10 protein-coding genes are annotated in these 15,512 nt (G+C 43.8%); 4 read left to right on the forward strand and 6 right to left on the reverse strand.

Going from position 1 to position 15,512, the window contains the following annotated elements:
* Positions 1 to 397: 397 nt before the first annotated feature.
* From amaB to I5907_RS14060, 3 genes are all read right to left on the reverse strand, one after another.
* Positions 398 to 1,921, reverse strand: a complete 1,524-nt coding sequence (gene amaB, locus I5907_RS14050; protein ID WP_196991445.1) for an L-piperidine-6-carboxylate dehydrogenase — start codon at positions 1,919 to 1,921, stop codon at positions 398 to 400.
* Positions 1,922 to 1,966: 45 nt separating this feature from the next.
* Positions 1,967 to 2,866 carry a DUF1338 domain-containing protein gene (locus I5907_RS14055; RefSeq protein ID WP_196991446.1) on the reverse strand — a complete coding sequence of 300 codons (900 nt, stop codon included), beginning with the start codon at positions 2,864 to 2,866 and terminating at the stop codon, positions 1,967 to 1,969.
* 392 nt (positions 2,867 to 3,258) lie between these two features.
* Complete coding sequence (locus I5907_RS14060) at positions 3,259 to 5,556, reverse strand: aminotransferase class III-fold pyridoxal phosphate-dependent enzyme (RefSeq protein ID WP_196991447.1); 2,298 nt, start codon at positions 5,554 to 5,556, stop codon at positions 3,259 to 3,261.
* Positions 5,557 to 5,929: 373 nt separating this feature from the next.
* On the opposite strand from I5907_RS14060, the gene dnaK reads away from it, so the two are divergent.
* Positions 5,930 to 7,837 (forward strand): molecular chaperone DnaK, encoded by a 1,908-nt coding sequence (dnaK, locus tag I5907_RS14065; protein ID WP_196991448.1) that lies wholly within the window; start codon positions 5,930 to 5,932, stop codon positions 7,835 to 7,837.
* A gap of 285 nt (positions 7,838 to 8,122) precedes the next feature.
* Here dnaK and I5907_RS14070 read toward each other — a convergent pair whose 3' ends face one another.
* Both I5907_RS14070 and I5907_RS14075 read right to left on the reverse strand, forming a co-directional pair.
* Positions 8,123 to 8,500 (reverse strand): response regulator, encoded by a 378-nt coding sequence (locus I5907_RS14070; protein WP_196991449.1) that lies wholly within the window; start codon positions 8,498 to 8,500, stop codon positions 8,123 to 8,125.
* The gene (locus I5907_RS14075) at positions 8,497 to 12,099 is read right to left on the reverse strand and encodes a chemotaxis protein CheB (RefSeq protein ID WP_196991450.1); all 3,603 of its coding nucleotides are present in this window, start codon (positions 12,097 to 12,099) and stop codon (positions 8,497 to 8,499) included. The genes I5907_RS14070 and I5907_RS14075 overlap by 4 nt, the downstream gene beginning before the upstream one ends.
* A gap of 87 nt (positions 12,100 to 12,186) precedes the next feature.
* On the opposite strand from I5907_RS14075, the gene I5907_RS14080 reads away from it, so the two are divergent.
* The 3 genes from I5907_RS14080 to I5907_RS14090 all read left to right on the forward strand — a co-directional run bounded on the left by I5907_RS14080 (position 12,187) and on the right by I5907_RS14090 (position 14,679).
* Entirely contained in the window at positions 12,187 to 12,717 is a 531-nt protein-coding gene (locus tag I5907_RS14080) for a hypothetical protein (protein WP_196991451.1), read from the forward strand.
* Positions 12,718 to 12,965: 248 nt separating this feature from the next.
* The gene (locus I5907_RS14085) at positions 12,966 to 13,694 is read left to right on the forward strand and encodes an endonuclease (protein WP_196991452.1); all 729 of its coding nucleotides are present in this window, start codon (positions 12,966 to 12,968) and stop codon (positions 13,692 to 13,694) included.
* Between the two features lie 49 nt (positions 13,695 to 13,743).
* Positions 13,744 to 14,679: a sugar phosphate isomerase/epimerase family protein gene (locus tag I5907_RS14090; RefSeq protein WP_196991453.1), complete on the forward strand. Its 936-nt coding sequence runs from the start codon at positions 13,744 to 13,746 to the stop codon at positions 14,677 to 14,679.
* A gap of 19 nt (positions 14,680 to 14,698) precedes the next feature.
* On the opposite strand, the gene I5907_RS14095 is transcribed toward I5907_RS14090, so the two are convergent.
* The gene (locus tag I5907_RS14095; protein WP_196991454.1) at positions 14,699 to 15,430 is read right to left on the reverse strand and encodes a DUF481 domain-containing protein; all 732 of its coding nucleotides are present in this window, start codon (positions 15,428 to 15,430) and stop codon (positions 14,699 to 14,701) included.
* Positions 15,431 to 15,512: the final 82 nt, after the last annotated feature.

Raw genomic sequence — 15,512 nt, forward strand, 5'->3', positions numbered from 1 at the left:
GAGTTCTGAAATTTAACTGTTGTTCCGGCTGTTGTTTTTTATGGCATCGTCCCTTGTGTCACTCACTTGTACGTCATCTCTTCATGCATCAGCGGTACTGCATATGCGTTCAGCGGCATGTACACAACAAACAATCCAATTCGTTTTTAAACAAATGCAGTATGGTTGAACCTGCCATGTTGTTTATCTACAGCGCAAAGAGCAAACCGCGCTAAGCGGCTCCGGTACATTCAAACATTTTTTCTGTGCAGCAAAGCTTTGCAAAAACTAATCCAATCAATCGTCCTGTAAATGGTTCTTAATACAAAATTGCGGTAAGTTGTCAGTTTCACTAACAAGCATACCGCAATTATCTGCAATTTTAAGGAATTGTTACCGAAAAAGAACAGCACCGCTGCTATATATGGAATTTAATACCTTGCGCCAACGGCAGTTGAGTACCCCAGTTCATGGTATTTGTCTGGCGGCGCATGTATGCTTTCCATGCATCAGAACCGCTTTCCCTGCCACCGCCTGTTTCTTTTTCTCCACCAAATGCACCACCGATCTCTGCACCGCTTGTTCCAATGTTTACGTTGGCAATACCACAGTCGCTGCCTGCATGAGACAGGAATAATTCAGACTCACGTATGTTCAAAGTCATGATTGCAGATGATAAACCCTGTGGTACACCGTTCTGCAGTTCAATGGCTTCTTCTATTGTTTTGTATTTGATCAGGTAAAGAATCGGCGCAAATGTTTCATGCTGTACAATAGCAAGATCGTTGGTTACTTCTGCTATACATGGTTTTACATAGCAGCCACTTTCGTAACCAGCACCTTCCAGTACACCACCTTCCACAATAAAAGTGGCGCCCTGCTGTTTACCCTGTTCAATAGCACCCAGGTAAAGTTTTACAGCGTCTTTATCAATCAGCGGGCCCACATGATTCTTTGTATCGAGCGGATCGCCTATACTAAGCTGCTGGTATGCGTTTGCAAGTTTCTCTTTAAACGTGTCGTACACAGATTCGTGAATGATCAGCCTGCGGGTAGAGGTACAACGCTGTCCGGCGGTACCTACCGCGCCAAACAATGCACCAATAATAGACATATCGAGATCTGCATGCTGAGAAATGATGATGGCATTATTGCCGCCCAGCTCCAGTATGGAGCGGCCAAGCCTTGCAGCTACTGCAGCTGAAACAGCTTTGCCCATACGGGTAGAGCCGGTTGCAGAAACCAACGGAATATTTGTATCGTTAGAAAGCCATTCACCTACTTCCCGGCCGCCCTGTACAAGACAGCTTACGCCTTCCGGTACATTGTTTTTGGCAAACACTTCTGCAATTATTTTCTGGCACGCAATACCGCACAACGGCGTTTTTTCGCTTGGCTTCCAGATGCACACATCGCCGCAGATCCATGACAGGGCTGTATTCCAGCTCCATACAGCCACAGGGAAGTTGAAGGCAGAAATAATACCAACAATACCCAGCGGGTGCCATTGTTCGTACATCCTGTGCAAAGGTCTTTCGCTGTGCATGGTTAAGCCATATAACTGGCGCGATAAGCCAACGGCAAAATCGCAGATGTCGATCATTTCCTGTACTTCGCCTAAACCTTCCTGCAGGCTTTTACCCATTTCATAACTCACCAGTTTGCCCAGTGCTTCTTTTTTCTCACGCAGGGCCTCGCCAAACTGCCGCACTACTTCTCCACGCCTTGGTGCCGGCACCATGCGCCATTCTTTAAAAGCGGCTGTTGCTTTGGCAACTACTTTGTCGTATGTTTCTTTGTCTGTTGCTGTAACGCTGCCAATCAGCCTGCCGTCAACAGGGGAGAACGATTGTATTTTTTCTCCTGTTGACGGAAGCCATTCCGCACCCGTTGATACTCCTGCGTTCTCCTGTTCTAAGCCCAGTTGTTGTAAAAAATCCATATAAAATAATTTAAAACCCCTTCTGTAAAAGGAGTAGTTTGAATGTTATCGTTTTGCTGTTTGTGATGCATAGGTGCTTTCGAAAATTTTATCAGCATTGCCTGCTTCAAAACCTTCGCGCCTGTGTTCCCTTTTTATTTCATTTGCAGGTAATGTGCGGTATTGTTGCAATACCTTTCTTTCTGCAAATTCAACGTAAGAGCCGGAGATCATGTGTTTTACATTGCCTGCAAAAGCAGCGTTGATCATTTCTGCAACCGTTGAGCTTTGCAGCAGGTTGCCATCGGGGCTCGTTTTTATCTTACCGCCGGAATCGTTTAATTTAAAACCGTTGCGTTCCAGGAATGTATTGAATGATGCAATGGTATTGTACCCGTCTTTCAGGTTGTGTACGCTTACCGTAAAGTGATTAAGATAATAGCGGTTATAAATAACCCATGCTGCGTATTCACTTTCTTTACCGAGTGCTAAGAAGTCTTCCAGTGTTGGCAGGCGCCATAAACCACTGTGTAAAAAGCTGTCCACTGCAGCCGCATCATCCAGGTCAATTGCATCCACAGGGTCTGCTGTTACTTCATTGGTATAGCTGCGAATGATCTGCTGTGTCTCATCAGTAAGTTCTTTAATAATAAGTTCACTGATAAAAATACGTGGGTACTGCGGTGATGGTGGTGCATACCAGTACGCATTCAGTTTTTTTGCAGGAAAAAAATAATGGTCCTTCCTGGTATAGCCATAGTGCAGGAAAATCTTTTCCAGCGATTGTATACCAAGATGTGGTACACCCATTGTTCTGAACGCAATATGGTCGTTTTCAATCTCATCTCCCGATGCAATTACGCCTTCGTGTATCATGGCATTGATAACAGCCTGCACATCAGGCACACGCTCTTTGTAGCGGGTCATAAGACCGGCAAGTACTTTATCTAAAACCTGGTTTGACATATAAAAAAGTTTATAAAGAAAATTCTGTATGGGCCTGTCTGTTGTGCAAATGGCATCGCCTGTTGCGTCGCACTCCTGTACTGTATATCTGTATGCAGCAGGTTACTTTCGCACGGTTGTAAAACGATCAGAAATTCATGGCACATGAGAGCAGGTGCTTCGTAAAAAAGCCATGTATGAAAGCTGTATATTGAGCAGGATGTTCATTTGAGGTTGCAAAATTATTACATTTTACTGTAATAAACTAACAGTTATAAGCTGGTTGCCTGTGAACGGTTATTTTATAAATGCGTTGCCAAAAACCGGGAACTGCAGATACCACCGGCACAACAGATAAACGTAATGCGACGCAACGATGCTGCCATGAAAAACCGCTGCTGGTTCCATCATTCTTATAACAGCGAAAAAGCCTCACCGAGGTATTGCAGCAGTTCATCGGCATTATTGTTATTAAAAGGCATGGGCGGTTTTATTTTTAACACATTGTGCAGTGGTCCATCTGTACTTAACAGATAGCCTTTCGATTTTACATATTCCACTACTTTGTCAATTTCCGGAATGGCGGGCTCCAGCGTGGTGCGGTCTTTTACCAGCTCGGCCCCAATAAAAAGACCGTGGCCCCGCACATCGCCGATGATGGTGTATTGCTGCATCAGTTGCCGCAGCCCGTTCATGAGGTATTCGCCGGTATCTTTTGCGTGTTGCTGCATTTGCTCGCTTTCAATAACATCCAGCACTGCAATACCTGCAGCCATTGAAACCGGGTTGCCGCCAAACGTGTTGAAATATTCGAGGCCATTGTTGAAAGCGTCTGCTATTTCGTTGGTTACCACTACTGCGGCCAGCGGGTGACCGTTACCAATGGGTTTGCCCATTACCACAATATCGGGTATTACATCCTGCAGTTCAAAGCCCCAGAAATGATCACCAATACGGCCAAAGCCAACCTGCACCTCGTCTGCAATGCAGACGCCGCCGGCATTGCGTATGTGCTTATACACTTCAGGTAAGTAGTTTGCCGGCAGGGGAATTTGTCCGCCCACGCCCAGCAGTGTTTCGCAGATAAATGCGGCCGGTGCCTTGTTAGCCTGCTTTAATTCGCCGGTGATGCGCTGCACATCGGCTGCGTATTTTTTACCTGCGTCAGCATCCGCATATTTGTATGGGCCACGGTAAGTGTCGGGGTTTTGGGCTTTGTGTATCCAGGGCATTTTGCCAAAGCCACCTTTGCTGTCGAATTTATAAGGGCTCATTTCCATGGCCACTGTAGACGTGCCGTGGTAAGCATGGTCAAGCACAATGATATCTTTTTGCCCGGTGAAGTGGCGCGCCATGCGGATGGCAAGGTCGTTGGCTTCGCTACCGCTGTTGGTAAAATAGCAGACAGATAAGGATGGCGGTAATTTGGCTGTAAGCTTTTTGGCGTAATCGACTATATGATCATGCAGGTAGCGTGTATTGGTATTGAGCGTAGCTATTTGCTTTTGCATGCGTTTAACAACCACCGGGTGGCAATGGCCTGCATGAGATGGATTGTTTACACAATCTACATAAGTGTTGCCTTTATCGTCGTACAGGTACTGTAAAGCGCCACGCACAATTTTTAGCTTTTGACGATAGCTGATGCTGAGGTTGCGGCCCACATGTGCTGCTCTTTCTGCAAGCAGGCTGCTGTAGTCTTCGTTATTGATAAGCGGTTGAAAACCGCAGGCTTTTCTGAAGCTGTGCTGAGCTTTCAGCGGGTTGATACGAATGAGCTTATACAAAAGATCCCATGCCGGTTTTTCTGAAATAAAATGGTGTTCATTGTTTGTTTGAATAGAAGCATTCCAGGCGCTTTGCGTAACGCTGATACAAAGCCTCGCGGCAATGAGGTAATATAAGATATCAACTTCCTGTTCGGTAAGCGGGTAAGCCGTGTGGTAGCCTTGTACAACAAGCGATGCTGCATATAAAGGATCTGTATGGTTCATAACCGCATAGGTACAGGCTACCGCGAGGTTATTGATAAGCGCTGTATATACCATGTCGCTGAAATCTATTAAACCGGATACCTGGTTGTCATGCACGAGAATATTGGTATCATTGGCATCGTGGTGTACGTATGCATGCCTGAGGGTGGAGATGAGCGGCAATACTTCTGTTTCGAACTGCAGCAGAAAGTAACCCGCCATGCGCCTGCGCTCATGATCTTTAATGCAGTGCAATTTTCGGTTGGCATCGGCTGCGTTGCTGATATCCCATACATAATACCGGTGCATTGCGGGATGAGCAAAGTGCTGTAATGCTCTATCCATGTTGCCGAGAAAATTACCCAGATCTGTATAGCGTGCATCGGGATGATGAGGGATATTGCACCAGAATTCGCCTTCGAGATAGGTTAACAAACGCAGGTAATAATATTTATTGCCTGTATGGTAAATAGTAATGTACCCACCTTGTTTATTGGGTATATAGGTAAAAAGCTTTTCGGCAACACCGGTATCTGCCAGGTGTGCAACGATTTTTACCTGCGCATCAAAAAAGTCGTAGCTGTTTTCGTCGCCCGCAACTTTAAAAATGTATTTGATACCACCTGTTGTGGTAAGCAGGAAATTGAATTCATATTCGCCGGTTAAGGCTTTGGCTTCGACATCAAGGCCGTAGTGCTCTTTTACAAGTTGCTGAATGGTGGCAATGGCAAAATTCATCAGGTAATGTTTCGGTTGGTAATGGTGCCGTGGTTTAAACGCGGCTTCTCAAAAATAAAGAATTGCACATGGCCCGGCGTGGAGATTTTGAGATTGCCTGCGCAGTAGGAAATTGCGGCAGTAATGACAGTTTAATGTGCGGCGGGCTGTTAGTATGACGTAGCCATGTTGATCAACGTTCCGAACGCTGCAGTGAGTGACACAACAGGCGATGCCATGGAAAACCAATGCCGGCGCCCAAAAAGAAACCACTTTAACCGCGGGCGGGTATGTGTTTGGGTCTGCCATTTTTTCACATATACCCCGCTGGCATAATGATTGACAAAGGAAACCAGTAAATCACTGAATACTAACCTAAAGTAAATTAAAGAATATGGGTAAAATAATAGGAATTGACCTTGGTACTACAAACAGTTGCGTTGCTGTAATGGAAGGTAATGAACCTGTGGTAATTGCCAATGATGAAGGGCGCAGAACGACGCCTTCGGTAGTTGCGTTTCTTAAAAACGGGGAGCGCAAAGTGGGTGATCCTGCAAAACGCCAGGCAATCACTAACCCACACAATACCATCATGTCTGTAAAGCGCTTTATGGGCCGCAAATATGATGAAGTGACAGAAGAGATCAGCCACTGGAGCTATAAAGTTGCCAAAGGCGACAATAATACAGTGCGTGTAGATATAGACGGCCGTTTATATACACCGCAGGAAATTTCTGCCATGATCCTTCAGAAAATGAAGAAAACAGCGGAAGATTATCTTGGCCAGGAAGTAAATGAAGCAGTCATTACGGTGCCAGCATATTTTAACGATGCGCAGCGCCAGGCAACCAAAGAAGCCGGTGAAATTGCGGGTTTAAATGTTCGCAGGATCGTGAACGAACCAACAGCGGCAGCGCTGGCTTATGGGTTGGATAAAAAACATGCAGACCAGAAAATCGCAGTGTTTGACCTTGGTGGTGGTACATTCGATATATCTGTACTAGAGCTCGGCGATGGTGTTTTTGAAGTGAAATCTACCAATGGTGATACCCACCTGGGTGGTGACGACTTTGATAAAGTGATCATGGACTGGCTGGCAGAGGAATTTAAAAAAGACGAAAACATTGACCTGCGTAAAGACCCGATGGCTTTACAGCGTTTGAAAGAAGCTGCTGAAAAAGCAAAGGTTGAATTAAGTTCTTCTTCAGAAACAGAAATCAACCTTCCTTACATCACTGCTGTAGATGGTGTGCCTAAACACCTGGTAAAAAAACTGAGCCGCGCTAAATTTGAGCAGCTTGCAGATAACCTTTTCGCAAGATGTCTGAAGCCTTGTGAAGCAGCATTGAAAGATGCCGGTTATTCTATCTCGCAAATAGATGAAGTGATCCTGGTAGGTGGTTCTACACGTATACCAAAAGTTCAGGAAATTGTAGAAAAATTCTTTGGCAAGAAACCCAACCGTGGTGTAAACCCGGATGAAGTGGTAGCAGTTGGTGCAGCCATACAGGGTGCGGTACTTACCGGTGAAGTAAAAGATGTGTTGCTGCTCGACGTAACACCACTGTCGCTCGGTATAGAAACAATGGGCGGTGTAATGACAACTATGATCGCATCCAACACAACCATTCCTTCAAAGAAAACAGAGATATTCTCTACTGCCAGCGATAACCAGCCCGGTGTACAAATACATGTGCTACAGGGCGAGCGACCAATGGCAAGCCAGAACAAAAGCTTAGGCGTGTTCAATCTCGATAATATACCACCGGCTCCGCGTGGTGTACCACAGATTGAAGTAACCTTCGATATAGATGCCAATGGTATGTTGCATGTAAGTGCAAAAGACAAAGGCACAGGCAAAGAGCAGAAGATCAAAATAGAAGCGGGTAGTGGTTTAAGCAAAGAAGAAGTGGAAAAGATGAAAGCAGAAGCCCGGGCACACGAGGCAGAAGACAAAGCTGCACGTGAAAAAGTTGATAAACTTAACCAGGCAGACAGCCTGATCTTCCAAACCGAAAAGCAGTTCAAAGAGTTTGGCGATAAAATTCCAGCTGATAAAAAAGCACCGATCGAAGCTGCACTTACAAAACTGAAAGATGCACACAAAGCACAGGATGTTACAGCAGTAGATGCGGCCATGGCAGAAATGAATACTGCATGGACAGCAGCAAGCGAAGAAATTTATAAAGCCCAGCAGGCAGCGGGTGGTGCACAACCAGGCCCTGATGCAGGTGCCGGCGGCGGAAATACCGGCGCTAACAACGAAACAGTTACCGATGCAGAATTTGAAGAAGTGAAGTAGCTTTGGGTTAGAGGTAATAAATAAAAATTCCCCGCAGTAATGCGGGGATTTTTATTTGTAGCCTGGGGCCTGAATATGCATTGAGCTTTTGTTGCGTCGCACTCTTGTACGCCCGGTCCCCTGCGCAGCACCCCGGTTACAGTTCGGTAACCGGGGTGCCGCCATTCTATGCCTGAATCTTTTTTTGGATTTACCGCAAACGTGCAGGCGTTAAATGCCCGAGTTAATCAATCTTAAAAAGTTGTGTGGAGAATCTTCTACCCCGGTGTATATATTTTCAACAGTTTATTTATTTTCCTGATATTTTGCCGCAAGTATTTCGTTCACTACCGTACGGCAATGAGATACAGAAAATGGCTTAGGTATGTATGCTGTAGCATTTGTTTTCCTGTATACGTTTTCAATTTTATCGCTGGCAGAAATAATCACAACAGGAATATCTTTCGTCTCCTCATGTTCTTTCAGTTGTTGAATTGCTGCTTCACCACCTATCAGCGGGATCCAGAGATCCATTATAATAAGATCAGGCTCCGTGCGTGTTACAAGCGAATGAATGTCATTGATACTCCTCACCGCTTTGAGATCGTAGTCTTTAATAAAAACCAAATTCAGTAATTCTATTATATCAGGATCATCTTCACAGATCAGGATTTTCTTTCTCATTTTGCCACTGGTAATTGGAATATAAATTTGCTTCCTTCTTTTTCTTTAGATTGTAAAAAAATATCACCACCATGTCTTGTGATGATTTCTTTGGAGATGTATAAACCAATTCCCAGGCCAGAATTAAAGTCCTGTCCCTCGTTGGCACGGAAAAACTTCTCGAATATTTTCTCGGCAAAAGCACCTGAAACACCTGGTCCAAAATCTTCTACTTCAAAAAAAAGTGCATTGCCTGCGTGGTATGTTTTAACGATGATCTTGTCAGCCTCCGGCGAATATTTTACAGCATTACTAAGCAGGTTAAATATTACCTGTTGTATGCGCAGGCTATCAACATGTACATACTGGTTTGTTTGCTGTAACTCCACCACCAGTTCGTGGCTGCTGGCGAGTGGTTTAAAGTCTTCAATGGCTTCAGATACCAGCTTGTCAAAGCTAACTTTCTCTTTATAGAAGGTAAGCTTACCTGTTTCCATCCTTGTTACGTCCAGCAGGTCGCCCACCAAAACAGAAATGCGGTTCAGGCCTTTATTGGCACGCTTTACATAGACCTTGGCAGTCTCACAATCATCCTGCATTAGCACTTCATCCAGTAGCTGCAGGTAACCCATGATCGTTGTAAGCGGGGTTTTCAATTCATGGCTTGCAATGCTCATGAATTCATCTTTTTTCTTCTCAATCGTTTTTTCTTCATGAATATCGGTTGCCGTGCATATCCAGCTATTGATCTTTCCATCGGGGCCGTTAAGCGGCCTGCAGTCACACAGGTGCCAGTGTTGGGTGTGGTCATCCACTTTAAACTGAACCTGCATCTTGAAAGGTGTTTTGTCTTTCAGGTTTTTGTGCCACATCTCGTCAAACATCACAGCATCCGGTTCATCCAGGAACATGTTAATCGTCATCTGGTTTTTCTCAAACAAACCAATGTTAAAGTAATTCCGGAAAGTTTTGTTGATGTAAGTTATATAGCCGCTGTTTTCTGCTATCCATACCTTTTGCGGCATCGATTCTGCCAGCGTGCTAAAGAAGTCTGCGTTTTCCTGCGCTTTATTCCTCACAATGATGGCGTCTGTAATGTCTACAGCATACACAATTATATCAGTATCGTTACTATCCTCGGCAACAAGGGGCGCACAGGTAATATTAAAATACCTGGTCTCATTATAACCATCGTTGTTATAGTCAAAAACCAGCGGCACTTCTTTTTTACGATAGGTAGATTTTGTTTTCTTTATTTCCTGCAATGTATCAAAGGATTCATCGCTCAACATTTTCGGCAGCAGGTTTTCAAGCGTAGTACCATTAAAATTTTTACGTGGAAACAGTTGCTGCAATGATGGATTGATATATTCAAATACAAAATCGTCTCCTCTTAGAACGGCAATCAAATCCGGCGAAGCCATCGCCACCTGTTCCAGCATCTGCTTTTGTCTTGCCAGTCTCGATGTAAGGGTACGCAGGTCTACATAAGCGTTTTCCAGTTCCTCGTTTGTGGCATGCAACTCTTCGTTCGATGTTTCGAGCTCTTCATTGGAAGCCTGCATTTCTTCATTGGATGATTGCAGTTCTTCGTTGAGTGCCTGCAATTCTTCATTCGTGGTCTCCAGTTCTTCAATCAGCGTATTCATGTGCTGCCGGTTACCTTCCAGCTCATATTCCAGTTCTTCGATCCGCTTGGTATCAGATAAAAGCGAACCCTGGGCTTCGGTTACATTCAAAAAGGGTTCTTCAATATCAATCGAATCAAAAATGACCATGAAGAAAGGCATTTTTGGTTTGGAGAGATAAAGCGGTTTTATCTGTATCCGCATCAGTTGCTGAGACGCATCCTGTTTAAGCCTTCTAAGCCTGCCTGAAACATTCTTTTTATTGTTTACTGCATTGGATAACAACGACCGTAACTCCAGGTGCAATTCTTCTTTTATCAGGCGCAGCAGGTTAATATTGGCATTGCCGGATTTAATGGAAATATATTTATTTACATCGCCGGATATTTCAATGATATCCGCATGTTCATCAATAATAATATACGGTTTGTCAAAAGTGGTAAAGATGGTTTCCTTCACCATGTCCTGTATAGAAAAAGATATCTTGGTTATGCCATGCGTAGACGATGAAACTTTCTCACCGGTTACAGATTTTCTCGAAGGTATACGCATTGTTTTGCCGCTCTCGGTTTCTTTCCTCGAGAATATCCTGTACTTGGGACTAATCGTGTTGAAAGAAGCTTTGAAGTTGCCGATCGATTCAGACTTACCTAAAAACAAAATGCCATTATTGTTCAGCGAATACTGGAAGATCGGGAACAACTGGTTCTGCAAAGACTGGTTAAAATAAATGAAAAGGTTGCGGCAACTAATGAGGTCTAATCTCAGGAAAGGCGGGTTGCTGGTAAGATCATGCCGTGTATATAATATACTGTTCTTTAATTCCAGTGTGGTTTCATATTTATCCTTTTCTTCAATAAAATATTTTTTGATGATTTCCTTCGGCAATGCCTCTACTTTATGTTTCTCATAAGCGCCACGCCTTGCAAACTTTAAAGCATTATTGTCGATGTCTGTGGCAAAAATCTGTAGTTTGATGTCGTATCGCGTCAGTTCGCCAAACAGTTCGTTAATGATAATTGCAAGACTTACACTTTCCTCACCTGTTGCGCATCCCGGCACCCATACCCTAAAACTGCTTTTGCTGGGCAGTTTGGCAATGTAGTCCTTCAGAATATTTTTCAGTTCATCAAATGCTTCTATATCCCGGAAGAATGAGGTTACGCCAATCAGCAGGTAGTTATAAAACAAGTCCAGTTCTGCATCGTGTTCGTTGATGTAACTGAGGTATTGTTTAATGCTCGACAGCGACAGTTCTTTCAGCCTTTTCTCAATGCGCCTGATGATTGTTGAAGACTTATAGTTGTTAAAGTTGGTGCCTACCTTCTCTTCCAGTAAATACAGCAGTTGTGTAATGTCGTTGTCAGACTCAGATCCCTCAGGTGATTTCTTCTCCGCCTTCTTTAATATCACTGGTTTTTCCTCGTGTATCAGCTCCACAAGTTTAGCACCTATTTCTGCTGCCGGTAAAATTACATCTACCATGCCCGTATTCATGGCTGCCTGCGGCATACCGGTGTATTTTGCATTGGAAGGGTCCTGGCAAATTGTTAAACCACCTGCTTCCTTTATTTTTTTTATACCATTGCTGCCGTCATGGCCTGTACCAGATAAAATAATACCGATGGCCTTACTGCCATATGTTTTGGCAAGACTGGTAAAAAGCCGGTCAATATTTGGCCTCGGACCGCCAATAGTTGTCTCAACAATCTGTAAACTGTTGTCTTTAAAAATGGCATCACAATTGGGTGGTGTTACATATATATGATTCAGCTCAAGTTTCTCATCGTTAATTATAGTAGTTGTAGGAAATGCTGTCTTCCTGCTAATGATTTCAGGAAGCATACTTTTGTATTCGGGGCTAAGATGTTGCGCAATAACAATGGCCACATTACCAATATCGGCAGGAAGTGATTCGATCAGCTCTTGTAGTGGTATCAGGCCGCCGGCAGAGGCTCCGATAGCAACAACATAATCAGGACTTAAACTCATCAGGTGTTTTTAATTTTGCTGGTACTTTTCGTAATAAAGCAAATAAAGTAAATAAAGCTCAATCTTTAATAAGCAATTGTTATACCTATGGCTAAAATGTGGCTCAATGCAAAAAGGCAGATTATAAAAGCAGACACAGGCTGGAATGACCTCGCCTCAAAAAATGATGCTGGCTTTTTAAGAGCAGAAAATATCGAAGGCGTTCCCTTCCTCAGTTTTATAAAGGGCGATCCTGTCCGCATGTTCCTGGATTCAATCATAACAAGGGTTCTCATCACCAATAAGCCCTACATTCTCAACTACAGGTGCGATGCGCCTGCCACGGCGCAGTTTATGCGTATGATCGTAAAAAAAGAAAGTGACGATGTAGTTTCTATAGAACATGATCTCATCAATCATGGAAAAATTTCCCCATCAATTCTGTTCACCGAGAATCAAACTGCACACGAGCAACGTTGCGCCATTTGCGGTAAGGTGGAATTTAAAAACGAATGGCACGATGCATTGACCAATCGTAAAGTTTTCGGAACCATTCATGAGATGGAAACAAAATCTGTTATTTGCCCATCGTGCCAGGAAAAGGTAGTGCAGCCATTGAGCGAAGAAGCAACAGTATAAAAATATATTTGTACCAGGCAGCATTGCTGCTATGTAGCTTTTCTTGCGTCGCACTCTTGTACTGTAGTATTACTATTCTGCATGTGCTGCCACCAGCGCCAACCACAGGCACGCTTATGGGTTGCTGTACTTAAATTAGCGCGTACCCGCTGTATATTAACAATGCCATTTATTCGGGAAGGTTACAGCATACCAGGTCGTGCTGCAATCATACATTTTTTGGGTGTGCTTTTTGTCTTTGATAATACATGGAAGGTCCTTCACTTGTTATACTCAGAGAAGAGGTTCGCCAGTTTAAGGGAAAGAAAATTCTTGAAGCAACCGGTTATGCAAAACTTGACTATGACCAGCTTGTAAATAAAACGGTTAAAGACTTCAAAACCTGGGGTAAACATTTCCTGGTTGTTTTGCCAAAATGTACACTCCGCATACATTTTTTATTATTCGGCACGTATTACATCAACGAAAGAAAAAATACCAACCCAAAACTGTCGTTGATTTTTTCTAGCGGTGCATTGCATTGTTATGTTTGCTCCGCAAAAATTATCAATGAGCCGCTCAATAAAGTATATGACTGGGAGCTTGATTTGCTTAGCCCAAAATGGAATTTCTCAAAAGTAAAAAAACTGGTGCTGGAGCACCGGGAAGCACTTATCTGCGATGTAATACTTGATCCCGAAATATTCGCCGGCGCAGGCAACATCATCAAAAACGAGGCTTTGTACCGTGCAGGCATACATCCTGAAAGCATCACCGCAAAAATTCCTGCTAAAAAACTCACAGCGCTTATAAAAGCTGTACACAGCTACACCAAAGATTTTTTAAAGTGGAAAAAGCAAAATGTGCTCAGCAAAAACTGGAAAGTATACAGCCGGAAGAAGTGCGCTACCTGTGGTGGTAACGTTGTAAAAAAATATAATGGTAAATTAAAACGCAGGAGCTTTATCTGCAGCAATTGCCAGCACCTGTATGAATAACATTGCCGAAAGAATATTTTTTCTATCTTAAGCCGCAAAGATATCCCACATGCTCAACAGGAGAGAACTGCTCAAATTATCCGGCGCCGCCACACTTGCTTCATTTATTCCGTCATCATTTGTACGTGCCGCGCCAACCGTAAAAGGTCCCTTTCGTTTTTGCCTGAATACAAGTACGATCATGGGGCAAAAGCCTGGTTTACTTAAAAGCATAGATATAGCCGCAAAAGCGGGTTATGATGGTCTCGAACTTTGGATAAATGACATCAATGATCACCTTGCCGGCGGCCATTCTGTGCAGTCATTGAACGCATTTATACAAGCCCGTAAGCTGCAGGTATATAATCTCATCAGTTTTACCTCCTGGATGGTTGATGATGATGACCAGCGAAACGCTGCCGTTGCACAACTTGAAGCGGAAATGAAAACCGCTGCCGCCATCGGTTGTAAAAGAATTGCAGCGCCACCTGTCGGTGTGGAGCAGGGAGCGCCGCTCGATATACAAAAGACTGCAGAACGGTATAAGACGATCCTGGAATTGGGAAAAAAATACGGCGTTATGCCCTTACTGGAGTTCTGGGGCGCATCCGGTACATTGTACAACTTTAGCCAGGCACTGGCTGTTGCCGCGGCAACCGACCACGCTGATGCAAAAATTTTACCGGATGTATACCACCTTTTTCGTGGCGGTTCAGGATTCAATTGTCTGCAACTCGTAAATGGTAACGTGATCGATGTTATTCACATGAACGATTATCCCGGCAAACCTGCTGCAGAACAAAACGACAGCGACCGCGTTTATCCCGGCGATGGTATTGCACCAGTAAAAGAGGTTTTACATTCATTGAAAAAGATTGGTGGCACCAAAGTACTCTCGCTGGAGTTATTCAACGAAACATACTGGAAGCAGGACGCAATGCTGGTGGCAAAAACCGGCCTGCAAAAAATGCAATACCTCGTAAACGAGGTGATGGCCGGCAAATAAAAGCATGTCTGTATTGCGGCTAAAAATACTTTTCTATGGTAAGTCCATACGTAAACAGCAGGTTTTCCCTGTTTGTCCTGCTTACCCTGTTATAGGTGAGCGCAGCAGTTATACTAAGCCATTGGTTAAGCTTTACAGAAAGATTGCTGGAAGACTGGATGATGTAGTCTTTTATTGACAGCAGGGAAGGCTGGTAGAAATGCACACCATCTATACGAAACCGGTTAACAATCTCCCATTTGTAAGACAAGCGGAAAGAGTTACGCGGCACCTGGTAAACATCTCTTCCCAGTGTCGCATCCTGCAGGTCGCCTTTTTCATAAACAATCCCATCGCTAACATTAATGCGCAATGCAGGGCTGTCTATAATATTGTAGGCAAGCCCGGCCCCGGCCTGTAAACGGTAATTGATATTGAGCGAATAAATTTTGTCGTAGTTGATGAGCCCCCAGTAATACAGCTTTGTAATGCCTTTGTTGAAATCAACATCACCGTGTGCGGTAAAATCGTTGTTGGTAAGTTCGTTCTGCAATTCGCCGTATATCCAGTTAAAATATGTGTTATAAGAAAACCGTTTCTTCTGCGCATTAAAATTGAACCCGTTTTTCAGTACATACGATTTGGCATCGTTGGTACTGTTGATAACACCGGTTGACAATAATTTGAAATAATAATGTGTACTGTCATTAAACTGCGCATGAGCGATCGTGCAGCTTAGCAACAGCAATACTGATAAATAAACCTTATTCATCAAGATTGTTTAAGAGTTTGAAAATGGTGTTTTTTACGCTGACTGCGCTGCCTACAGCACTGCAGTACAAGTGAGTGACACA

Source organism: Panacibacter microcysteis (assembly GCF_015831355.1).
Classification (GTDB): domain Bacteria; phylum Bacteroidota; class Bacteroidia; order Chitinophagales; family Chitinophagaceae; genus Panacibacter; species Panacibacter microcysteis.